This window comes from Arcticibacterium sp. SM2516, assembly GCF_057914865.1.
In genome coordinates this window covers 1,164,541-1,189,454 of record NZ_CP195290.1, presented here as the reverse complement: position 1 = coordinate 1,189,454, position 24,914 = coordinate 1,164,541, and the positions used below count along the sequence as shown (strand labels likewise).

Annotated in this window: 14 protein-coding genes; 2 read left to right on the top strand and 12 right to left on the bottom strand. The window is 38.0% G+C overall.

What is annotated here, in order from left to right; all coding sequences use genetic code 11:
* Positions 1 to 178: 178 nt before the first annotated feature.
* From ACSBFT_RS04905 to ACSBFT_RS04895, 3 genes are all read right to left on the bottom strand, one after another.
* Positions 179 to 1,453, bottom strand: a complete 1,275-nt coding sequence (locus tag ACSBFT_RS04905; RefSeq protein ID WP_489603761.1) for a sugar isomerase — start codon at positions 1,451 to 1,453, stop codon at positions 179 to 181.
* Between the two features lie 200 nt (positions 1,454 to 1,653).
* Complete coding sequence (locus ACSBFT_RS04900; protein ID WP_489603760.1) at positions 1,654 to 3,771, bottom strand: bifunctional aldolase/short-chain dehydrogenase; 2,118 nt, start codon at positions 3,769 to 3,771, stop codon at positions 1,654 to 1,656.
* Between the two features lie 50 nt (positions 3,772 to 3,821).
* Complete coding sequence (locus ACSBFT_RS04895) at positions 3,822 to 7,433, bottom strand: family 78 glycoside hydrolase catalytic domain (protein ID WP_489603759.1); 3,612 nt, start codon at positions 7,431 to 7,433, stop codon at positions 3,822 to 3,824.
* A gap of 216 nt (positions 7,434 to 7,649) precedes the next feature.
* On the opposite strand from ACSBFT_RS04895, the gene ACSBFT_RS04890 reads away from it, so the two are divergent.
* Entirely contained in the window at positions 7,650 to 8,525 is an 876-nt protein-coding gene (locus ACSBFT_RS04890; protein WP_489603758.1) for an AraC family transcriptional regulator, read from the top strand.
* On the opposite strand, the gene ACSBFT_RS04885 is transcribed toward ACSBFT_RS04890, so the two are convergent.
* The gene (locus ACSBFT_RS04885; protein ID WP_489603757.1) at positions 8,522 to 8,728 is read right to left on the bottom strand and encodes a hypothetical protein; all 207 of its coding nucleotides are present in this window, start codon (positions 8,726 to 8,728) and stop codon (positions 8,522 to 8,524) included. The genes ACSBFT_RS04890 and ACSBFT_RS04885 overlap by 4 nt on opposite strands.
* On the opposite strand from ACSBFT_RS04885, the gene ACSBFT_RS04880 reads away from it, so the two are divergent.
* Positions 8,709 to 8,792 (top strand): hypothetical protein, encoded by an 84-nt coding sequence (locus ACSBFT_RS04880; RefSeq protein ID WP_489604865.1) that lies wholly within the window; start codon positions 8,709 to 8,711, stop codon positions 8,790 to 8,792. The two genes, ACSBFT_RS04885 and ACSBFT_RS04880, sit on opposite strands and share 20 nt — an antisense overlap.
* Positions 8,793 to 9,131: 339 nt before the next feature.
* On the opposite strand, the gene ACSBFT_RS04875 is transcribed toward ACSBFT_RS04880, so the two are convergent.
* The 8 genes from ACSBFT_RS04875 to ACSBFT_RS04840 all read right to left on the bottom strand — a co-directional run bounded on the left by ACSBFT_RS04875 (position 9,132) and on the right by ACSBFT_RS04840 (position 24,841).
* On the bottom strand, positions 9,132 to 11,378 hold the full coding sequence (locus tag ACSBFT_RS04875; RefSeq protein ID WP_489603756.1) for a DUF7133 domain-containing protein: 2,247 nt from the start codon (positions 11,376 to 11,378) through the stop codon (positions 9,132 to 9,134).
* A 117-nt stretch (positions 11,379 to 11,495) separates the two neighbouring features.
* Positions 11,496 to 13,040: a DUF8769 domain-containing protein gene (locus tag ACSBFT_RS04870; protein ID WP_489603755.1), complete on the bottom strand. Its 1,545-nt coding sequence runs from the start codon at positions 13,038 to 13,040 to the stop codon at positions 11,496 to 11,498.
* Positions 13,037 to 14,560, bottom strand: a complete 1,524-nt coding sequence (locus ACSBFT_RS04865) for a hypothetical protein (protein WP_489603754.1) — start codon at positions 14,558 to 14,560, stop codon at positions 13,037 to 13,039. The genes ACSBFT_RS04870 and ACSBFT_RS04865 overlap by 4 nt, the downstream gene beginning before the upstream one ends.
* 131 nt (positions 14,561 to 14,691) lie before the next feature.
* Positions 14,692 to 16,197: a sulfatase family protein gene (locus ACSBFT_RS04860; RefSeq protein ID WP_489603753.1), complete on the bottom strand. Its 1,506-nt coding sequence runs from the start codon at positions 16,195 to 16,197 to the stop codon at positions 14,692 to 14,694.
* Between the two features lie 157 nt (positions 16,198 to 16,354).
* A complete protein-coding gene (locus tag ACSBFT_RS04855; RefSeq protein ID WP_489603752.1) occupies positions 16,355 to 18,061 on the bottom strand; it encodes a hypothetical protein in 1,707 nt (568 codons plus the stop codon).
* Positions 18,062 to 18,102: 41 nt separating this feature from the next.
* Positions 18,103 to 19,473 carry a 3-keto-disaccharide hydrolase gene (locus ACSBFT_RS04850; RefSeq protein WP_489603751.1) on the bottom strand — a complete coding sequence of 457 codons (1,371 nt, stop codon included), beginning with the start codon at positions 19,471 to 19,473 and terminating at the stop codon, positions 18,103 to 18,105.
* A gap of 139 nt (positions 19,474 to 19,612) precedes the next feature.
* The gene (locus tag ACSBFT_RS04845; RefSeq protein WP_489603750.1) at positions 19,613 to 21,481 is read right to left on the bottom strand and encodes a RagB/SusD family nutrient uptake outer membrane protein; all 1,869 of its coding nucleotides are present in this window, start codon (positions 21,479 to 21,481) and stop codon (positions 19,613 to 19,615) included.
* 18 nt (positions 21,482 to 21,499) lie between these two features.
* A complete protein-coding gene (locus ACSBFT_RS04840; RefSeq protein ID WP_489603749.1) occupies positions 21,500 to 24,841 on the bottom strand; it encodes a TonB-dependent receptor in 3,342 nt (1,113 codons plus the stop codon).
* Positions 24,842 to 24,914 lie beyond the last annotated feature (73 nt).

Here is a 24,914-nt window from a genome sequence, read left to right as displayed (position 1 = left end):
GTTTTGAACAATCCTTTCTTTCTGTAAGTTTTTTAAGCTAAATACAAACCGTTCCCCTATTGAATTTCGACAAAACTTTGATGGAAACATAAGCCTTAAGATAGACCAACACTCCTAAGCAAACACAAAAAAACGGTCACCAAAAAATACATCAGTGACCGCTTTAACTAAATAATTGCTAAAGACCTGTGGCTACTGTTACCGCACCCCGCTCTTTTATCAATTCATTTCTTACACCGGTTTTTCTGTATAATTCTACAGGGTTAAGGGCACCGTTTGTTCTTAGTCTGGCTTCTGCCACCAGAGCTCTTAAATCTGTCCTGTAAGCGTTTTGCAGTATCTCTTGGGCTTTAGTCACATCGTTTTCTTCTTGTGCTATTTCTAATGCTTTTCTATCTACAGAAAGTGCTTGGGCGTAAGCCAACATAATGGCTTCCACAGATTGTAATAAGTCCTCTAATGGGTCTTTTACATTATGCGAAGCATCTATCATCCAACCTAAATCTTTGGCGTGGCTCATGCCTCTGGCATCCATTCCTTCTACCAATTCATTGAAAATCAAAAATAGCTGATAAGGCTTAACGCAGCCCGCAGTTAAGTCATCGTCACCATATTTCGAGTCGTTAAAATGGAAACCTCCAAGCTTTTCTTCCATAAGCAAAAGGGCCACTATCTGCTCTATATTGGCATTGGGCAAATGATGACCTAAGTCTACCAAGGTAGAAGCTTTGTTTCCTAGTTTCTGTACATAAGACAGCGACTGTCCCCAATCTGCCACCGTGGTAGAATAGAAGTTTGGCTCATAAGATTTGTACTCCAAAAACAATTTCCAGTCTGACGGAAGTGCTGCATATATTTCTTGTAAACTCTCCAAAGTATTTTCATAAGCTTTTCTAAAATTAAGTTGGCCAGGGAAACAAGAACCGTCTGAAAGCCAGACTGTCAATGATTTAGAACCTAGCCCTACTCCATGTTTTATGACTTCAATATTATGGTCTACCGCTTGCTTTCTGATAGCCTTATTAACATTCTGAAGTGAGCCAAATTTATAGCTATGCTTTTGGTCCGTTTGGTCTTGAAAGGTGTTTGAATTAACCGCATCAAATGCTAAACCATGTTCTCCTGCGAGTGTTTTGATAGACTGATAGTCTTCTGGGATATCCCATGGAATGTGTAATGAAATGGCTCCTGAAGACTGGTTTAACTTATGCAATAATCCTACATCTTCTATTTTCTCTTCCAAAGAGCGAGGCTCCCCTCCTCCTGGGAAACGACCAAATCTTGTTCCACCAGTGCCTAGTGCCCAAGAAGGAATAGCGATCTGAAACGCCATGAGTTTTTCTATAATTGCTTCCGTATTTGCTACCTCAGAGGTCGTAAACCGAAGTTTTGTGTCATGCTTACTGCTTAAATCGGCATTATGATTGCCTATTAGTTCTTTGCTAATTTTCATTTCTTAAAATATTATTTCTCTAAGCTTTCTTCTATATCTAATTCTACGTTGCCTTTGCCTGGCGGGCGATACTTTTTTACTGAAAAAAGTAACCAAAAAGCAAGCACCCTTCTTAACTCCCAAATCAATAAATTAAGAAGTCTAAAATGTATGAACTCTAATTTTTGCTTTGCTAAAACAGCGAATGCTGATATAAGGACTTACCTATAAAAACCCATCGCTACGCCACCGTCAACATTGATGGAGTTTCCTGTGCTTTTGTTTAGCATCCCTCCTACCACTATAAAACATGCGTTTGCGATATCTTCCGGTAAGATAATCTCGTTAAGTAACGTTCTTTTGGCATAAAATGCAGGAAGCTCGTCGACCGTGATTCCGTAGGCTTTGGCTCTGCCTTCTCCCCAGCCCCCTTTCCAGATGTTTGAGTCAGAAATTACCGCGTCAGGATTAATGGTATTTACTCTAATTTTATCTGGTCCAAGTTCCGCTGCTAATAAACGGGTCAAATGAGCTTGAGCCGCTTTTGCAGAACCGTATCCTGCATTATTTGGCCCAGCCACTACCGCATTTTTAGAAACAATATTGACGATATCTCCACCGATATCTTGCTTTCTTAAGATTTCCACAGCCGCTTTAGAAACAATAAATTGTCCTTTTACTAAAATGTCATACAATCTATCCCATTCTGCCAAGGTATGTTCTGCTATCGGTTTTGAAATGCTAATTCCGGCATTGTTAACGATGATATCCACGCCACCAAATGCCAAAACAGCAGCATCCAGAGCAAGTTCGCTACTGGCTTCGCTGGTGACATCTAAGAGGGTATTTGATACGGAATCTTGACCAAATTCTTTAATAAACGCTTCGGTCGTTTCTTTGATTCTGTCTTCATCAATATCAGAAATAACCACACAAGCTCCCTCCTCTGCAAATTTTCTAGCGATAGCCTTCCCTATTCCACCACCAGAACCAGTGATTAAAGCCACTTTTCCTGTCAATGCTTTTGGTTTCGGTCTTCTTTGAAGTTTTGCTTCTTCTAAAAGCCAATATTCAATATTGAAAGCTTCCTGACGTGGTAAGGAGGTATACTCCGAAACGGCCTCCGCCCCTTTCATAACGTTGACAGCATTGATGTAATACTCCGATGCCAATCTGGCTGTGTTCTTATCTTTTGAGAAAGTAAACATGCCTACTCCAGGGTATAAAATCACCACAGGGTTGGCATCTCTCATGGCTGGAGAATTGTCATGTTTGCAGGTATCATAATAGTCGGCATACATTTTTCTATAGGCCTCAAAAGCAGGTAATAATTTAGCTTTAAGAGCCGCCAAATCTGTCAAATCTTCGTCTGGAGCTAATTCAAGTACCAAGGGAGAGATTTTTGTTCTCAGGAAATGGTCTGGGCAAGAAGTCCCCATTGGAGCCAACCTCTCTAAATCCTGCGAATTGATAAACTCTAAAACGTTTGGCACATCTGTAAAGTGACCTAGCATTCTATTTTTCTCAGAGCAAAAACCACGTAAAACTGGAGCAATTTTAGCCGCCTGATTTTTACGGGCATAAGCATTCAGACTTTCCACTTTTTGTCCTCCAAACACGGGGCCTTTTTTTCCAGAACTAAATGCCAAGTATTCCGCACATCTTTCTACCACCTCTAAGGTGTTTACGTAACTTTCGTAAGATGTATCTCCCCAAGTAAATAAGCCATGTGAGGCGAGCATAATCCCTTTCAGAGTAATGCCTCTTGAAAGTGCTTCTTCAAAACATTCTCTTAACTGTAAACCCAAATCAAAACCTGGTCTTTGCCAGCCTACCCATCCTACTTCGCCATCAAAAAGCTTTTCCGTAATCTCTTTACCGTCTTTAGCTGCCGCAATAGCTATGGCCGCATCTGGATGTAAATGGTCAATGTGTTTGAAAGGCAAAAAGCCATGTAATGGCGTATCAATAGACGGTGCTTTTGAGTCTAAATCGAAGATGCAATGATTAAACAATGCCACCATTTCATCTTCATGCTCAATACCCCTATAAACATGCTCTAGGTTCATTAAACGCTCCATATATAATGCGGCACAGCCAGATTTTTTAAGCGTTCCGATATCTCCACCAGAGCCCTTTATCCACATCACTTCCACATCTTGACCTGTCAAGGGGTCTTTATCAATAACCTTCACAGAGGTGTTTCCACCACCATAATTGGTCAATCTTAAGTCTGCACCCAGCAGATTAGAACGATAAATGAACAAATCGACTTCGTTATCAATTTTTGCGGCTTCAGCCTCATCCCATAAATAAGACACGTGTTTGAATTTCGACATAAAATTTAGAGTAGTTTGATTAAATTAGGTTTTAAGACTATTAATATTTTTTATAAAGGATCGTTTATTTCAAAAAAGTATTGACCAGATGCTAAGGGTATTTTTATTAAGCCTTGCTCAATAATTATCCCTTCCCAATCCATAACAGACTTACCTCCTTCTGTTACTTTATCTACATCATGAACTGGTAAGTAAAGCATTGCAGAAGAGTTAGCAGGAATGGTGGCTTCATATATCCATTTGTTTTCAAGAACTTCCCATCCACTTCGAATTCTTCCATAATTGGAGTCGTAATGACCTTTGGCATAGGTCATTTTTTTAGTTGGGTCTGGCGTAGGTTTTAAAATAAAACGCTTAAAACCAGCCACCTTCGGGTCACGTTGGATGCCCAATGAATGGTTATACATCCAAGCCGCCACCGAGCCAAAGGAATAGTGATTAAAGGAATTCATGCTGTTATTACCTCCAAAACCTTTTTCTACCGTATAAGAGTTTAACCTCTCCCAAATAGATGTGGCTCCGTTTACCACCGAATAAAGCCAGGAAGGATAAGACTCTTGCTGAAGCAATGTATAGGCTTCTTTCTCTTTGCCATTTTCCGCTAAGGCTTCCATAATGGATGCGGTGCCTATAAAACCCGTCATTAAGGAATATTCAGGGAGTTCTTGGCCTTGATCGTCGATATTTTTTCTTTGGATGGTCTCCGTAAAATGCTTTACGGCATATGGTTTATTGGCTTTATTAAAAGTACCTAAAGCCAAAGGAATGGCATAGGAAGCCTGCGTATCAATCAAATCTCCTTTGGCTAATTTACCCATTTTCTCAGCCTCGTTTGGAGGACCAATAAACATGGTCTTCACGCCAGACCTAACGGTCTTATGGGTTTCAGCATCTACATAAACTTCATTGAACTTGGCTTTGATGTCGGCACTTCGACGGAGGTATATCTCGGCTTCTTTGTTTTGACCTAAGACTTTGGCCATTTTAGAAACTATCTCTAAGTCATAAGCAAAATAGGACATCCAAAACAGTGTATTATCGTTTCGGTTTCCTTCTGGACTTAGCCAGTCGCCTAGTGGACCTTCATTTAGAATTCCTTCACTGTTAATTTTGGTTTCTAAGAAAGTCAAATACTTTTTCATGGCCGGGTAATGCTCTCTTAAAACTGCTAAATCTCCATATTGACGGTAGGTTTCCCAGGCCACCACTATTCCAGCACTTCCCCAGAGTGTTCCACCAAAACCACCACCAATTGGGGCTACATCTGTAAAACGACCGGAGTCGAACTGCACATCACGCATGTTTAACAAGTGCCTTCTTAAAAACAAATTGGCATCTGTAAGATAAGTCGCTGATTTAGCAAAAACAGAAATATCGCCACTCCAACCCATTCTTTCGTTTCTAGCCGGTGTGTCTGTTGGAATAGACAAAAAGTTACTTCTTAAAGACCACGTGATGTTTTCCCAGAGTTTATTGACTTTTTCGTTTGAAGTGGTGTAAGAAGAAGCCAATTCATCTACGGAACTAATGACCATGCCTTTTACATCCGCCACAGGAATGGCAGACTTAATTCCCGTAATTTCTAGATAGCGATAACCATGAAAAGTAAAGCGAGGTTCTATGGTTTCGTTGCCACCTCTTAGAATGTATTTATCTTGAGTAAGGGCAGCCCGAATATTTTCCATCATCACCATACCTTCGTTGCCTTCATAATCTTTTAAATTAGGATATTTCACCTCAGAATAACGTAAAGTCACAACATTTCCTATGGTACCACCTTTCATGTTTATCTGAGGAAATCCCACCATGTTTTGGCCCATGTCGTACACATAAACATTTGGTCTAACTTCTTCCACACCTATACATGGTATTAATTTCACTACACTGGCATTTCTACCCAGCTGACCAACCAGTTCCTGTTTGTCATAATTAAGGCTGTGTTTATTACCCATGAAATCTGTAAATTCTTCTTGGTTTGTTGTACCATAAAGAGGCACTTCTACCGCCGCTTTCCATTTAGAACTGTTGTATTCCGGTGTAGACCAACCCAGTACCGCAACTTCTTTGGTGGCATCGTAAACTTCGCCTTGGAAAAACGAACCGTAAATCACTGGACCTTCATTAAAAAACTGCCAAGACGCTGGATTAGAAACTATCTTTTGCTCTGTGCCATCTTTATAGCTCACCACGAGTTTTGACAATAAAGATTGGCGATCGCCAAAGTAATTCCAGTTTTCACCAGAATACGTAATATTTCCTGACCACCAGCCTTCACTTAGCCATGCACCCAAGACATTGATCTGCCCAGCATTTAAAGCCTCTGTCAAATCATAGGTTTGGTACATTTGAGTTTTGTTGTACTGTGTAAGTCCTGGGTTAAAATAGTCTTGACTGACTTTTTGACCATTTATATACATTTCATAAATACCCCTAGCGGTTACATATAGTCGGGCTTTAGCTATCTCCTTACTTTCTAAATCAAAACCGGTTCTCAGCATTGGAGCTCCATTTTGACTTGGATCTACCAGTAACACTTCACCGCCATTTATCACATAACTTTCGTTTTCTATTGCCACATTTTCGCCTTTAAAAATGCTCTCTTGTGTTGAAAGGTCTTCCTTAAAAAGTGTATTGGACGGCAGTCTGAAATTCATAATTTCTACTTCTGAAAAAATGGCTTTTTGACCCTCGGAAACCTTAAAGCCTATATCTGCCAACATGGGGAAACTGATGAAATTGTTTCCACTACCTATAGGGTTAAGATTTATACCCGGTGAGCTAAATCTAGTAACTGGTGCTGCCCCCTTTTCTTTTAACAGGTTACCACTATTTTTGCCGTCCACATAAATACGGAATAATCCAAAGTTACACTCAGCATAAAAGGTATGTTTAGCATACTTATTCTTTTGATTGACAAGGCTCCTAGGAATCTCAAAAGTCTTAAAAGGTGCATTAGTAGAATCTTCTTTACTATACCCTACTCTGTATACGTTCAACTTAGCACTTCCTTTGGAAGATGCTTCTAAAGCTGAAATGTCAATTTCAAAAGCCACATAAGATTCATTTTTGGCATTTTCCATGCCCATTAAGTTCAAATTGGCATTGGCTAATCTGCTGTCGTTGCCTCCAAAAAGAAAGGCGGCTTTGGTAGTCTTACTTTCAGCATCAAGCTGAATACCATACTGAAATTTAAAAACCGATAAATAGTGTGAATAAAACACCAAATCTTCATCTCCACCACCTATCCATTTGGCACCATCCCATGCGGAAATATCAGGATTTAACAATCCTGTTTCGAACCAAGAGGCATTGGTCATTAAAGTCCCATCTTTATCCCAAACCTTAACCGTCCAATCGTATTTTGTGGTCGGTATTAATTCTTCTCCTGCGTATTCAATATCATTAGCAATATCGGACGTCACTTTTTCTGAATCCCAAACCAATTTTCCAGACGCATCTTTAACTATAATTTGATAAGCCGACTGATATTGGTTTCTTTCATTATTGATGACCTCCATTTGCCAGCTAAAGTGAGGATTCCGGATATCTATACCTAAAGGGGTTTCTAGATTTTCTGTTTTCAAAAGAATGATAGAAACGCCTTTTTGACAGCCCTGCAGCAAGAGACAAGAAAGAAACAAGGAGAAAATGTTTTTTATCATATCGTTTTTTATTCAATAGGTCTCAATATATCTAATAGAACAAGTCATGCAAACATTACACACATTAAATAATCATTCCGAAAACATATAATAGTTTTATCAAAAAGATAAACTTAAGACGGATATTTCTATCAGATATATCATCATATTACAAAGTAATGGTACTTTTAAGACATAATCCTTGCATGTTTTGATAATAGTCTTGCACAAAATGATATGAAGACATTTAGAAAGTATTTTGATTTAGTAGATAAAGAAGCAGATACTGACCTGGGAATAAGTATTTTAAACCTTGGACATCATATCCATCCCAAAAACCTAAACTACCCAGATTTAAGTCACCCAGACCATTATTATTTCGAATGGGAGAAAGGAAGAAGCCTCCAAGAGTATCAGATTCTTTACATCCCGACGGGTAGCGGCTATTTCGAAGCTAACGGAATGAAGCCGCAAGAAATAGATGCAGGCACGGTCATATTACTTTATCCAGGGGTTTGGCATAGATATAAACCTAAAGAAGATACTGGATGGGAAGAATATTGGATTGGTTTTTCGGGAAACTATGCTCATTATTTGTTAGAACAAGAGTGTTTTAGCCCGCAGCATCCCATCATTAAAGTTGGGTTTAACTCTGAGTTTACCGATACTTTCTCCAAGTTGCTAAAAACCGTAGAAAACAAAGACGACTCCTTCAGAAAATTCTCTTCCTTTCTTATTATTCAGCTTTTAGGGATAGTTTACGCCTCAGCACTGATAACAAAAAAGAAGCGTACCAAAAAAGAGAGCTTAATAGAAGCCGCAATAGCAGAAATTCACGAAAAATGGAATCAAATTTTGGACTTCAAGGCCATTTCAGCTCAGCAAAATGTGAGCTACGTTTGGTTTAGAAAGACTTTCAAGGAAGTTACAGGCACATCTCCAAATCAATATCAACTGGTGCTGAAACTCAGAAAAGCAGAGCAACAAATACAAAACAGTAGCCTTACGCTTTCTGAAATCGCTTTTCAGTCGGGGTTTGAATCAGAGTCCTATTTCTCCAGAATTTTTAAACAAAAAATGGGGTATAATCCTTCTGAATTAAGAAAGAACTAACCCATATGTGCAATTAAGCTTTGCCAACCCTCATATGCCTTTACCGCAGAAAGATTTTCTAAATCAGGCTCCACCCTATTCTTACTCTTTTGACAGAAATCCTTCAATTGCTCCATATCCTTATAAACGCCACTTTTCAATCCTGAAAGTAGGCCTGCTCCAAACAATGCCAGATTAGGCACTATCCATATTATTCTAGCCATAGCAAACCATGCAACCCCTTCCCTAACTCGCTACCAAAGGGTAATAGTCACCGTAGAGCCTTAAAGTATAAACGCATACTATCTAAATCAAACACTAAAAGTGAAAGATCAAGGTTTATAGCAAGAGTAACTGAATTCTTCGTGGCCAGACTATCAAAACTATTTTATAGGTTTATTATATTCAATAGACAGCATCCTTTCCTATCATAAAACCCAAAGCTCTTATAAAACAAAAGGCCGCCTCAAATAAATGAGACGGCTTTGCTTAAATAATAGAAACAATATTAGTATGGTGTTTAAAATTAGTAATGCAACAAATTAGTTTTGACGAATGTCAATGAATTCCATTACCCGCTGGTAAGCTCCAAAAGGTAAAATCGCTAACAAAAACTAAGCTACTTTCTTATTTTTCAAAATCAGTTTCGAGAAGCTGTTTCTCATTAAAAACATCGCTACCTATAGGCTTTTTATCTCTCATTTTTTTTACGTCCTCTGCTTTAATACCTTTTCCTGCTTTAGCAAATGCATTTTGCGTAAATCTGATAATATCTGCAATATCCTGATCGGAAATTTCATTGTTATTTATCAGGCCAGGCATATCGTTGTTTAATTCATACAACTTTCCATCTACATGAATAGGCCCGCTAATTCCATGTAAAATAATGGCGGCTAGGCGTTTCATAGAGCCATCGATATATTCCGATCCTTTAAGCGGTGGTGCCAAGTCTTGAGTTCCTTTTCCGTCTACCGCGTGACATGTGGCACAGATACCTCGGTAAAGTTGCAGGCCTTTCGTACGTGGATCCAAAACATTTTTTTCCTTCACAAAAATTGAATTTAATTCCTCGTTCTTGTGATTATCGATTGCAATTGATAAACTGCTTTTTAGCCCCGCAGTAGGATTCATTGTATTCGTATACTTCTCTTCTATACCTTCTAAGCTACTTACGATAGCCTCTTGAAAGATTTTTTGAGTCTCGTACTTTTTGTCAATTTGTGCTAGCATCGGTAAAAACGTAGCTTCTGAGTATTTGAGCCAGCTACTCAGCGACATGGACAAGTAAAGGTCAATAACTTCATTATTACGAGCCATTAGCTTTGAAGAAACATCCTTCATTTTTGACACATTTTGCGACGAAGCAAATCGCTCTAAAAGCCCTAAAGCATGAGCCACGGTTTCAGGCTGCGTGGATTGGTTTATAATGTTGCTTAAAGTACTAAAAGTTAGCGAATTTAAGCCTTCAAGCACATAAAGAGCATGAATGGCTGTTGAAAACTCATTATCAGTCTGAGCCAAATTAATCAAATCTTTAAGCACCGAACGATCTTTCTTTTGAATCAATAATTGTTGAGAACGATCTCTAATCCAGCCATTAGAATGGCTTAGAAAGGCCACTAATTCTTGGCTTGAAGCCTTAGACAAATCTGGTACTGCGTTAAGCTTACCCGCTTTGTTTGTGATTTTCAAAATTCGTCCAGCATTCTGTAATGTATCCAATCTTTTAAGACCGAGCTGCTCTGTCAAGTACTGAGAAATATATGCTTTGTGCTGAATAATACCTCTGTGCATATCTACCACATAAATAGCTCCATCTGGTCCATTAAACAAGTTTACGGGGCGGAAGCCTTCGTCTGTAGAGGCAATAAACTCTTTATCTTCCGTAGCTTGTTCTCCTGAGGTTTGCGTATTTTCAAAAGTCAGAACATTGCGTTTAATAAGGTTAGCTTCTGGTACACAGGCAAACGCATTTTGATTGTGTATTTCTTGAAAAGCTCCACCACGATAAATCAATGGACCACAAGCAGCGGTAACATTTATCAAATAACCCCTTTCATCTAAAATACCTTTTTGATACCCTCGATTTACCGATGTTTGATGAATTGGGAAAACGCGATCGCTGGCTAACTTTTGATTTTCGGCTATTTCTGGTTTAAAATACTTGTTCTGAATTGCTTTGTTTGGTAGAACAAAATCACCCTTAAATTGAGTGGAGTTGCTATTGAAGTAAAGTCGCCCAAAATTATCTTTAGTAATGCCCCATTGGCCACGATAGGAAGTCGGTTCCTTTACCCATTTACCATTTTTAAGTTGATACCTAAAATTATACTTGGCGTTGTATATCCAGTTGTCAATATTCATCATTAAGCCGTTCGACGAATGTTCCACATTGCCTCCTTCTGCATAAATAGGATCCACTAAGGTTTTCTTACCGGGTTTATCCTTCTTTATCTCAACGAACCAAAGCTTGGGACCATCCACATATAAAAGGCCGCCATAAACATGAGCCAGTCCACGTGGCAAGACAAGTTGATCCAAAAACACCTTGGAATGGTCAATGACACCATCATTATCTAAATCTTCCAAAATGCTAATTCTGCCGCTTGGCAAATCCTCTCCAATACCTTCGAGGTTTGGCATATAGCCAATCATTTCTACCACCCAAATTCTCCCTTTATCATCAAAGTCTATACTCACGGGTGCTTTCAAAAATGGTTCGGAAGCGGTTAAACTTAGTTCAAAACCTTCTTCTATTTGATAGTCCTTTAGGGAAAAGGTAGGTTCATTATATGAAATTACCTGAAATCCCATAATGCAAATAGAAAATAGTATAAATGAGTAGAATGCAGGTTTTATTAATCTTTTGTTCATTTTTTATGAATGATTTTATTATAATATATAGGAATTCACACTTGAGTACAAATCATGGCTCCATGATGCGGAATGCTTGGGAAAAAAACAACTACAGCTCTGTCTCGAAGTCAGTTTCTATTGTTTCTTAGGTACAATTTCCAATAAAGGTTTATCTAGATCCCAATCACTTGGCACTTCATAAACCACACGCATAATAAATGGATATTCCTTTGAATTCTCTACGGATAATTTCAGGAGCTCCGATTTGGTGGCTTCGGCAAAAGTACTCTTTAGACTCGTATTAATGCCTAAACTGATGCCTGAAGGTTTCCAAGATTTATCTGAAAAATCGCTCATCGAAATTTTATTAGCATAGACAAACAGTTCTATTTCTGTGGTGTTTTTGTCTGCCAAATAAACACCCATTTGTTTCTCATTTACCTGGACATTAGTTTGACCATTGCCCGGAATCAATAACCAGCCAATGCTTCCATCTTCAGCTTTCCAATGCATGGTACCTGTTTTTATTTGAGCCCACTTTCTTCTGTTGCCCCATAATCCACCCATCATCCAGTCTTTTTCTATAAAATGCGTCGCCTTTTTGAGTGAATCACCTATATAGTTACTAGGAACAATTTTTGAAACATATCGCGGTTTTGAAAAGGACTTAAATTCTGCTAAATCGGATTTGGACACCGAAAGCCCAAGATGGAAAATGGTAGCTAGATTACTCATTTCTCCATTCTTTTCTCCATTTTTCCCTGGAATGGGTGAGCGTTTTTTATCATCCAAAGCAATCGCAATCCACAGTCCGATGATGGCATTGTGTTTCTGCATATCCATTCCATAAGCCCTGAAATACGGACCGACAATATTTTGTAAATTGGCATTGTAAAGCGTAGCTGTTTCATGCCAAAGTGCCTTTTCAAGGGTTTTTCCCATCGTTTTCATTTCATCAGAAAAAGCCAACTCTCGCCACATCGCAATTCCGATGAGCGTCACACCATAGTAAGTCGGAGAATTGTACTCACTAAAAGAGTTATGAGATTGATGCAAAGCAAAAATATCTTTCGCTTTTTTAAGTCCTGCAACTCTTAATGCTTCATTTTCAAAAGCATTACCCACATATTCCATTAAAAAAGCACTCATAATGGAAATGTTACTATAAAACGGTGTAACATCCCTTTTCATTGCTCCTTTGGCCGCGTGAACCAAGCCAACTTCGATGTCCTTTACTACTTCTGAAGGCAAAATATTTTTGTAATGATGGTAGATGACTATCAAATCGCAACCGATAAATTCCCTCCAATTTTGGTCTAATCGATCATTGATGGCGTTTGTTTGCCACATGCCATAATAGGGACTTTTTTCATCCTGATACTGATATTTCAGAATCCATTTGATAATCGTTATCGCATTTTCAGTGTCATCATTTTGATTTCTAAAAAGAAGTGCTTCTGCCAAACGGGTAATACTTCTCAAGCTTGCACCATCCGACAATGATGTTGTAATTTCAGCACCTTTGGAATAATCTAAGGCTATCATATCTTCCAGCAAAGATTTTTGATAGGACGAAAGCGTTTTGTAGCTATATTGCTTTGAAATCAGTTCTTGTTTTTGGGCCAGAACGGGTTGTAAGAAAGTGAAAACTAAGAGCGTAATAATTAGTAATTTATTCATAATGTTTTATTTTTTAATGCTCCATCGATTAATGCCCATCTCCCAAAATTCCTGTTTACAGCATTTCCGTCAACTGATTTAATAACCCACATATCCTTGGGAGCAAGTACGTCATAATCTATTTGCGAGCCGTTTGGTAAATGAATTTTTGTTTTCAGATTTTCAGCATTGGGGTTTAAGTCTAATAGTTTTTGAGCAAGTTCTTTCGAATTTTCATTTTCAAAAACTAGCACAATTCCTAGATTTAGAGAAGAATGAACGGCTATTTGTACTTGATTTTTAGTATCATAAATTGACCAAATGGCATTTTGTACAATAGGTTGAAAACCTTCTGGAACAAAAACTTTCCCTGCCGCACAAGCAAAGTTTTCGTAAACTCCCGTATTATTCCATTTGTAGAAATCGTTTGTTGGACCAAAAAGATGAAAGGCATCATTGACCATTTTTGCATTGTCGTCTAAAAAAAGCATGGTAGGCCGAGGCAGAATCTGTGAATATTTCCCTTGATTGCCCCCTCCTGCTGAAAGTAAAAAGTGCTTGCCAGCGGTGTAAATTTCGGGACAAGATTTTTTTCCATGTCCTAGTTTTACGAAATAACCATTTTCCTTTTCAAGCAGCATTTTGGCAACCTTGTCCGTAGGACGATATGGCATAGTTGAAGCCATTAGAGCATGAACGCTCTTGATTTTTTGGTTATAATCAACTTTTGCGTTTGGACCAAAGCTCATCCAAGTTTGCATAAAGATTGAATGATAATCCGTAGTCAATTCTTTAAATTTAGCCTTATCAATTCTACGTCGCATAGGTGGAAAATACTTGTATTGGTAGCTTCCAAGAGCAAAACACCAGCCCATATAGTCAAGCGTATTGCGAGCTTCTGTTCTAACTTTTTCTGACCCAAAGGCTTCCAAATTGAGCAATGCTGTAATTGTATAACCACTATAGGGCAAAGAATTAAATTCATAAAGACCAGCCATTTGCATTTCAACCAAGAATTTCAAAATTCTGCTTTCCATGCCATTTTTAGTGTTGTCATAGATCGGGTCATGGCTGCCATGGCTCATTAACCATTTGTTTTTCAAATATCTGGAACCCTCTGTCATTAAAATGTGATTTTCCGTTTCACGTATAAGTTTGAGCGTACCAAGCGTATAATATCTGAATTTATGGCCTTCATCAATGAGCAAGGTATTCACCAAATATTCCGTTGTCTCAGGAAAAAGAATATCTGGCTTGTCACCAAAAAGATATAAAATAGTAATCAAAACGGTTTCCGTAAAATCATAGTCTCCCTTTGGATTCAATTTCCATTTGCTTCCTGAGACGCCCCTTACTGTTGTATTTAGGATGGTATTATTGACTTCTTCAAGGTCTTTTTTCATCCATAGTTTAGCCATCAAAACTCGCGGATTTTTTACTTTTTCATCGCCTTGATTAAGGTTTAAGTTTGCCCAAGTTGATATAATGGAATCCGACAGAGCCGATTTTTCAGACCATTGAATTGTTCTTGTATGTGGCACTTCAATATTGCTTTTTTTTAAGGCAGGCCTTTCAAATCGCCTTTGAGCTAAGAGAGACGTTGAGATACCGAATATGATTAAAAGAAGTGTTAGTATCTTTTGATATTTTTTACAATTTAATTCATTCATTGCTACAGCCAAGTTAATTGACTCCAATGACTAGGCCCATCATTCATTTGATTTTTGCCCACTGTACTGCGTCCATTTTTGAGGTATTTTGTCAGCAAATCTGTCAATTCCTTTACGACTGCAGGATTTTTATCATATACATTTTGAGTTTCGGCTATGTCTTTTGATAAATCATACAACTGAATGGGAGGCATCGCTTTTGCCTCTTCGCTTATTTCTTTGGGAAACCCATTTCCACCCGAATGTGAACACATAATTAATTTCCAATTATCTTTACGTATGGCAAAAAAGCCGTTTGACGAATGATGAATAATGGCCTCACGTTTTGGATACTTTGTTTTTTTGCCTGTAATTTCAGACAAAAAGCTATAACTATCTTCTGCAGTATAGTCGTTCAGTGGTGTTTTAGTGAGTTCTGAAAGCGTTCTAAATAAATCTGTTGTGCATACAAATTGATTGCTGACTTTTTGCTTTTGAGTACTATAGCCCCCAGAAACAATAAATGGTACATGATGCCCCCCTTCATAGATATCTGTTTTATAGCCGCGGAAATCAATAGATGGGAAATGTCCTTTTTCAAGTTGAGCCTGAGTATTTGCAGCCGGGGCAAAACCATTATCAGAAGCAAAAACAATTAGGGTATTTTCGTATATCCCTTTAGCTTTCAAGATTTCTACTACTTGTCTTACCACATCATCTACCATTAACACAAAGTCTCCGTAGGGTGAAACACCGCTTTTTCCTACAAACTCACCAAGAGGCAAAATAGGCGTATGAGGTGCCGCCAAAGGAAAATACAAGAAAAATGGTTGCTCCTTGTTCGCATTTTGATTGATAAAACTGAGGGCTTTTTCCGTAAATTTCCCTAGAACTTCTTCGGGCTTAAAATCAGGTGCTTCTATACCGGCACGATACAGAGCTATCCCATTTCTTGCCAAACAAGTGTCTTTTGGAACAGTGGTGCAGCTTCCGTTTTCAACATAAGCGTAAGGAGGCATATCCAAGGAAGCCGGTATGCAAAAGGAGTAATTAAAGCCAAGACTATTGGGGCCTTTTTCCACCGGTTTTGAGAAATCAACATTTTTTTCACCACCTTCGACGCCCGACCAATTCCAGCCTAAATGCCATTTACCTACAATACCCGTTTCGTAGCCCTGTTTCTTCATAAATGAGGCCACGGTTTCTCTTTTGGGATCAATCAAAGGTGTATCATAACCATGTAAAACGCCCCTTTTCATGGTAGTTCGCCAATTGTATCGGCCAGTCATAATGCCATATCGGGTGGGTGTACAAACCGATGACGTAGTGTGAGCATCTGTAAACCGAACACCCTCATGAGCCAATTTATCTATATTGGGTGTCATGATTTTACCTTTAGGATTATAGCATGACACATCGCCGATACCTAAATCATCGGCAAGGATATAAATAACATTTGGGCGTTTTTGGCCGATGGCATTTGACACCATTAGCATAAAATAGAGCACTATAAAATTGGCTTTTTTCATACGATTTTCGCATTTAAGAAATGTAACTGTGTCAAAGTAAATGGTTCTGATACAAACTGAAACTTCCTTTATGACGAGGGCTTACTGTCATTGTAAAATCAAAAAAAAACCCTCTTCATTTAAGTCTGTTCAATAAATATCAAAATTTAAGCTTCGCTTATTTCAAAGTGATTACGTGCTTAAATGGTGTAAAACCAGTCAAATAAACCGAAGGAGAACTAGGATCTCCTGGCAAGCCCCCTCTTAAATGCAAGCCTTTATGCTCTATTTTACCCGGCCCAAATTTTATACTATCATTTCCAACCGTATATGTTGCTTCTTTTTCACTGAGCAAGTAGGCATTTGGCTCTTTTGCAGATTGCTGAACGCCTGTTAATTCACCGCCAGCTCTGAATATCAATTCCAAGGAAACAGGTACCCCATCTGTCCCGTGTAGATCAAATTCAACTTCTAAGCCGCCTGATATTTCTTTGATGCTAATGGTAGATTCTAAATATTGTACCTCACTTTGGCGGCGAATACTTTTTGGCATATTTCCCCAATCTCCTTTAGGGTCAATTTTATCTTTACTTACCGGTTGAAAATATGGCCCTTCCAACTTATTAGTCATTACCCATATATCACCTTCTTGAGAAATAGTTGGGGATTGAAATTGACCTTTGCCAAAGAAGGAAGCATTGATACGCATTCCTTGTAAAATAGCATTGTTTTTATGAAAAGTCAGAAAGTTCGGATTATTGATAAGCAATGTTGCATCCCAAGAATCACGTCGAATGCGAGCTAATTTGGAATAAGGGAACAACTTGGCATAACTTGTTTCAAACGGCCTTGCCTCAGGCAGGTTTTTCCAAAGAAATTTCTCCTCTAAAAAATGATCTAAATCTCCGATAGTTTTTTTAAAATAATTTTTCTCTATCATTTGACACATGGCTGCAAATTCAGGATTTTGATCCAAAATGGCCATGAATCGATATGCATAATAGTAGTTCTCAAATATACTTACCCCCCCCTTGTCTTGTCTGTTTGATGCGTCGGTAACGACTTCGCCATTTGGATGAACAAAATACATGGTCATTTTCAGATTTTTCCGCACAAAATCTAACAATTCAGGCTTATTAAGACCGTTGGCAACGGCTATCAGTGCTTTGTTGACAACCGATGAATAAACACCTGTACTTTTTTCGGTGTACTGACCATCAGAATCTAAATCAATATTTTCGGCCAGCCATTGTTCAGCACGATTAATATATTTTGGATTTGGCCAAAGGTTATTGATTTTCGTTAAAGCGGCTGCGACTACCCATCGATGATTTGGCGTGTGAATACCACCGATACTTAGGGCTTCACCTGCAGCTAATAAAAAGGCTTTTAACGCTGCAAATAGCTCGTCCGATTCTTTAATGTTGGCTTGTTTTAATAATTCACAACTTGTGGTAACCCTTTCTACGATAAATCCTGTATCAGGCGTAGAATGAAAGTTAGTACTTAAAAGGTCGATGGTTCCATCGGCATGTTGAATTTGTCGCAAATATTTTGCTGCCAAAATCATTTTAGTCTTTAAATCTGCTGACTTATAAAAGGATGATTCTAAATTAGTAAAACCAATTATCCCACGAGAAATGAGTGCATTTGTAGAATGAGGATTTGGAATATCCTCGCCATCTTTTAGCCCGCCATGGTGTTTTGATTTTTTATCTAGAATTTGATATTTCAATAAATCGGTAATGGTTGTATCATTGAGTTTTATCAAATCAACTATCCATTTTGGTTTTTTTTCTGCTCTGTCGCTACTGTTCGCAAAACCTAAAATTGGTAACATACCCAATGATAATGTGCTTATCGATACAAATTCTCTTCTTTTCATTTTAAGGTTGATAAGTTTTTTTATTTCAATTTAAGAAATAATTATAAGGCTCTAATTTTGATACTTCTAAAGTGTACTTCATCGCCGTGGTCTTGCAGCAATAAATGACCCGATGGTGCTTGAGCAAAATCGGGATATTTACTGTACTTACTCTTTAGTATCAGGTTTCTGAAAATCTGTGAATGACGGTCGTACTCCACCATCTTAAGGTTATTGACCCAATGTTCCACATGACCATCTTTTACAACCAAGCGTAATCTGTTCCATTTATCTGGCCCGTGAATCCGCTTATTGCTATCATTTTCTGATAGATTTTCTGCTGTAATAAGGTCGTAAAGAGAGCCTGTGGTGCGGTTGCCATTTACACCTTCTTTGGCATCAGGATGCACTTTATCATCTAAGATTTGAAATTCAGGGCCTAAACCCGTTCCTGGTTTTTTATTTGGGTCATCTACCACAAAGTATTTTAAGCCGCTATTTCCACCTGTGGACACTTTGAAATCCATTTCGAGCTCAAAATTTGAAAATTCCTCGACCGTTTCTATATCACCACCCTTACGAACAGCGTCTTTTTTTGAACCTAAAACGGTCAAAACGCCATCTTCCATGCTCCAACCATCCTTCGGAAAAGCATTGCCATTGGCTATTTTCCAACCGGCAGAAGTTTTGCCATCCCAGAGTAATTTCCAGCCATTTTTTATCTCATTTTCAGAAAGTTGATTATGCAAATAACTTACTTCCTGAGCTTGCTCACCGTCTTTTATCCTAACCTTATCAAGATTTTCGGTAGCAATTCTGATGTTTTTCCATTGTACAGTTAAGCCAACTTGTTCGGGTTTCTTAATGGCGTGCACTTGAAATGCAATAAAACCTCTAGCCGTTTGCGGATCTATAAGATTAGCACAAGGAACGCCATTTACCCAAGTTTTAATACTTTGACCTGTGGCTTCTATATGGTATTTATTCCATTCTCCTTTCTTGAATGCTTGTCGTCCTTTTTGATTAATGGATAATGGGTATAGCCATCCCGTACGCCCTTCGTCAAAGATACCACCACTCCACGCTCTATCGCCAGATTCAATCTCAACCTGATAGCCATGTACTTTTCCAGCCATCACATTTGGGTCGCTTATGCTTCTAATTTGAATACCAGAATTGAGACCCCTTTCTATTTTGACCTCTAGTTCTAATACAAAATCACCGTATTCTGCTTCGGTACATAAAAATGAATTCGGGGTATTCAATTGGGAAATTCCAACTATTGTGTGGTCTATTACTTTATAATCGGCAGTGCCATTTCGCTTTACAAAACCTTTTAAATCTGTACCATTGAACAGGTTTTTCCATTGAGCATGCGTGGTGATATTGCTACAAAGCATAGCCAGTATCACTATAATAGGATATTTTTTCACGTTATATTTTCAGCTAGGGTACCTAAATTTTTAATTGATCAGGAGCACTTCCTGATTAATTAAACAAGGTTAGTTTATAGATTTAAAGAAGAATTAAAAAAAGAGAGGAAGAATCTTCTTCCTCTCTTTTAGTCTTGACTTAATAACCTGAATTTTGCGTCATTTTAGGAAATGACAAATCTATCTCTCCCTGGGGAATAGGTTTTAAGTTATGAACATCAGAAATGGACTGTCCTTTTGTCCAAGGATTATACTTTTTCACACGCTCAACCAATTTACCAGTACGTTTTAAATCAAACCATCTGTTAAATTCACCAAATAGTTCTCTGGCTCTTTCATCTAAAATTAAATCCACAGAAATATTAGACAATGTTGCTCTATAAGAAGCAGTACTTAAAGATTTTTGATCCCCAGGAGCTGCTGCTGCCAAAGGCTCTGTTCCTTTTTTAGCACCCAAAGCACGATCAAGCACTTTATTATAATAAACATCAGCGGTACCTAGTTTACCACCTTTTGCACCTTTTACGATTGCTTCAGCAGCAATCAAATAAGCCTCTGCCGAACGGAAAATTGCTTCATTGAAGGTACCATAGCCATCACCGTAAGGAATTCCAGGTTGCCAGAACTTCCACATTAATGCTGGAGCAATTGGTAATCCAGAGTTATCAATAGGATAGCCTCCTCCAAACTCATCCGTATTGATTACAGAATAATTTTTCTTACCTCCTAAATCTACGCCTCTCTCTTCTAATTTAAGAGCCGGTCTATTCCATGGTCTTGAAGCTATCACAGTATCACCCACATTATAACTAACTCTCAAATCTGGTTTAGAAATAGGTAGTGGTTTGTAATCTTTAACAGCCAGAAGTGCATAGCCAACATGTACAAAATTATGGGCATATCTTGTATCATTTTCTGGGTCAAAAAAGCGATAGCCTGCTGGAGTTACATGAAATATACCTAAACTACGATTGTAATCAGGTGTTCTTCCTTTAGTGCCAGGATACCCTTCTCCACTTGGTCCAAATCTCGAGTGCAAATCATTACCACCCTCAATAGTTTGAACAAATGCAGCATCTGTTTTATTGGTTAATACGTCAGCGTTATATTGAACGGCAAAAATGATTTCAGCATTTTTATCATTTTGTGCACCGGTGTATTGCGTTAAAGGATTATTTGACCTTTTAGGAAATAAATCACTGTAATTGGCCGCCAATGGATAGCTCTCAATCACCTTATCGGCATATTGTAAAGCCAGGTCAAAGTCCGCACTTGTACCTCCCAAGGAATTGTTAAAGTTCCAGCCCCTGGTTAAATAGACTCTTGCTAATAAAAACTGAGCCGCACCTTTAGTTACTCTACCATAATTGGTTGCTGTAACAGGCAATTTGGCTTCACATTCTAACAAATCGCTAATTATTTGCTTATACACGTTTGCTGCAGGTACTCTTGGGAAATCTTTGCTTGGAGATGTAACTTCTGCAAGTGGCATAGGAATATCGCCCCATTGCTGAACGGCATAAAACAAACATAAAGCTCTCAAAAATTTAGCCTCCGAAACCCTAGCATCCTTCAATCCTGCTGCCATGGTGGTGACATTACTAGCACGGCTAATAGCAGTATTTGTTCTTGCGATTTCTGCATAAATCATCGTCCAAAATCCCTGAATATCTCCATTATTAGCATTATAACGGCTATCATACACATCCCAAGAGCTCGGAGTGTTCTCTTTTCCCGTCACTGCCGATGGATTCCAACCAAGTGCAGACGTGAAAATATCTGTTCCTTGTAACGCTAATAATCTACCACTGCCTTGATGCAAGTTTCTTAAGATCGGATAACACGACTTTATCAAATCTTCAAAACCAGCCTCTGTGTTGTAATAAATATCGGTGGTTAAAGTTGACTTAGGAATTTCATCTAAGAATTCTTCCTTACAGCTTGATAATGTAACAAATAAAATTGTTACAAGCCAAAGACTATATCGTTTGAATATTATTGATTTCATTTTATTAAATTTTAAAAATTAAAAACTTACGTTTACGCCAATACTCATTGTCATAGATGGAACATCATCCTGATAAATTGCTGAGTTAAACTCCGGATCAAATCCAGTGAATTTCGACATGATTATCGGATTGATAGCTTGTGCATAAATGCGACCATTAGAAAGTTTCATTTTTTCCATAAATCCTATTGGCAGGGTATAACCTAAGGTAATGTCTGAAATTCTAAGAAAACTAGCATCTTCGTATTGAATCGCCGCACGATATGGATTTGCTACTGTTGCACCATAATAGGTATTCGAAGGGTTATCGCTCCTCCAATAATCTAATGAAGCAAGACTGTTATATCGTGTCCCTAATTCTCCAAAAGTTCCTGCGAGCGTATTGTTCTTATACTGAGTGCCATTTCTGTAATAGGCAAAAAACGAAAAATCAAAGTTTTTATATTTGAATCTATTGGTCATACCCATTAGGTAATTAGGGAGTTGTGTGCCCAGATATACTCTATCGTCAATACCCTCAGTAGTTGAAATCAGACCATCGTTGTTTTGATCTACCACCTTTACTGAACCCGGCACTTGTTTGTATACAAGGGCTGCCTCTTTTTCTGAAGTTTGCCAGATTCCGTCAAACTCGTAATCAAAATTTGCTCTAATTGGATATCCAACAAATAGTTTATTTCCTTTATCAACCAACTGGCCATCGCCATATAATTCGAGTAACTTATTATTGTTTTTAGTGAAAGTTAAAGTAGTGTTCCAAGTAAAATTACTTTTGGCCACATTCACTGTGTTTAATAAAATTTCTACCCCTTTGTTTTGAATTTTACCAACATTTGAAGTCACTTGAGAAAAACCTGATGCTGTTGGAATCTTCTGATTTAAGATCAAGTCAACTGTTTTTCTGTCATACACTTCTATAGATCCTGAAATTCTGTTTCTGTAAACACCGAAATCCAAACCAAAATTTAATTCTTTACTTCTTTCCCAACGCAGATCCTTATTCGCCAAATTAGATGGAGCAAAACCATAAGCTGCAGAACCGTCAAAATCATAAGCCGTATTCAAAAGACCCGCCTGAGTGCTATAAGGTGCTACACCTGAGTTACCCACTTGACCGTAGCTAACTCTTAACTTTAAGTTAGAGAGCATGTTAACACTTTCAAAGAATGATTCATCAATCAATCGCCATGCCAATGCCACGGATGGGAAGAATGCCCATTTGTTTCCAGCAGCTAATTGAGAAGCCCCATCGGAACGTCCAGTCACAGTTAATAAATATTTATCTGCATAAGAGTAATTCAATCTACCCATATAAGAGGAAATTGAACGCTCTACAAGGCTACTTCCGAAATTTGTGATTGTTCCAGTATTCAAAGCATACCAATCTGAGCTATATGGGAGGTCTTTGGCAGAAATAGTATAAGTTTCATTTCTTTGATAAAAAGCACTTTGTAATCCTGTTATACCAATTTTATGCTTACCCAAATCCTTATTATAGTTTACAATATTATCAAGGGTATAGCTTCCAATAGTACGGTTATCAAATTGAACTCTTGGGAGTTTTCCAATTTGAGATTTTGACCATTGCCCTCTAAGGTCACCTGCTCTTGTAGTACCATACGTAGCCGATAAAGATGATCTAAAACTTAATCCTTTAATCGGCGAATATTCTACATATGCGTTGCTCATTATATTTGCAGTAGTCGACTGCAATTTTGAATGCTCTGGGTCAGTATCTAATAATGGGTTGGGCACTTGTTTATCATTTATACCCATCCAAACGGCTACACCATTGACATTCAAATCAGCATTTTCTGATGGATTTGCGATATCAGCATAATACGGAACACCCGTTGGTCGGGCTCTATAAGCACCTCTTAGCGATTCCTGAGAACCTAAATTTTGGTCTGAATAAGTTACATATGAGGTAAATCCTACTTTAAAATGTTCTCCCAATTTACTGTCAAGGCCAGCATTTAAATTATACCGCTTATAATCTGTACTTAATACATTACCATCTTCTCGTAGGAAACCACCAGAAAATCGATAGGTAGTTTTTTCAGTTCCGCCAGAAACACTTATATTTTGGCTTGTTTGCGTAGCTGGATTTGTCACTAAATCTACCCAGTCAGTAGATTTATTGTTGTTTATAATATCCAATTCGGAAGCCGTAAAAGTTGCCCCAACAACACCCTCTAAAACTCTATCGGTATATGCCAATTTATAAAATTGCTGTGCATCCATCAATTCTGGTAAGTGAGCAGGAGATTTAACGCCAACATAAGAGTCATAACTTACTCGTGGCTTACCAGAAATACCTTTTTTTGTGGTGATAATAATGACACCATTTGCTCCTCTTGCACCATAAATAGCTGTAGATGAAGCATCTTTTAATACATCCATTGATTGAATGTCGTTAGGATTAAGATTATTCATATCTCCACCCATCAGTCCGTCAATTACGACTAAGGGAGCTGTAGAATTATTAATGGTATTCTCTCCTCTAATCGTGATATTATAACCACTACCAGGGCGGTTGTCAGACTTGGTAACAGTAACACCCGCAATTTGACCTTGAATGGCTTTAGCTGCAAGGGTTGGATTGGCTCTAATGATATCTTTTGTTTGAATAGAGGCAACCGCTCCAGTTAAGTCGCTCTTTCTTTGTTCGCCATAGCCAACCACCACGACTTCTTCCAACAGGCTCATATCAGACTTTAGGATGATGTTGAAGTTAGTTTGATTCCCAATAGAAACATCTTGAGATTCATAGCCTACAAAGCTAAAAACTATAACATTTTTATCATTTGGAACATTTAAAGAAAAATTACCATTTACGTCAGTAGTAGTACCTAAATAAGTACCTTTTATGGTTACACTGGCTCCTACAATAGTCTCTCCTTGATCATCCTTTACGTTCCCTCCTATCCGTTTTTCCAATATAATTGGAGTTGTAATTTGAGTGTTTTCATGATCGATAGAGCCAATTTTGTTTTCAACTCTTTTTAATACTATTTGATTCCCTAAAACCTTATACTCCAATTGAAGTGGGTTTAGTAAGTTTTTTAAAACATCACTCAATTTTGAGTTTGCTACCTTTAAACTTACTCTACGATCTGCCTTAATTAAACTGGAACTATAAATGAACTTTATGCCTGCAGATTTTTCAATCTCGTTCAAAACTTTCTTAAAAGGTTGCTCAGCGACATTTAGGCTAATTTGTTTGTCGAGAATTTCTTGAGCATTGCCATCTTTTGCAAATGTGACCCCTGCAAAAGTTATTGAAATAAATAAAAAGGATAAAAAAAACTGCAAGAGGTTAGACCTATCCTTCTGATAATGTAGTCGTTTTATTTTCATAATGGTAAGAGATTAATTCGTTTAGGTATTAAGAGTTACAAAAAATTGAGTATTATATATAAATTTCATTTGA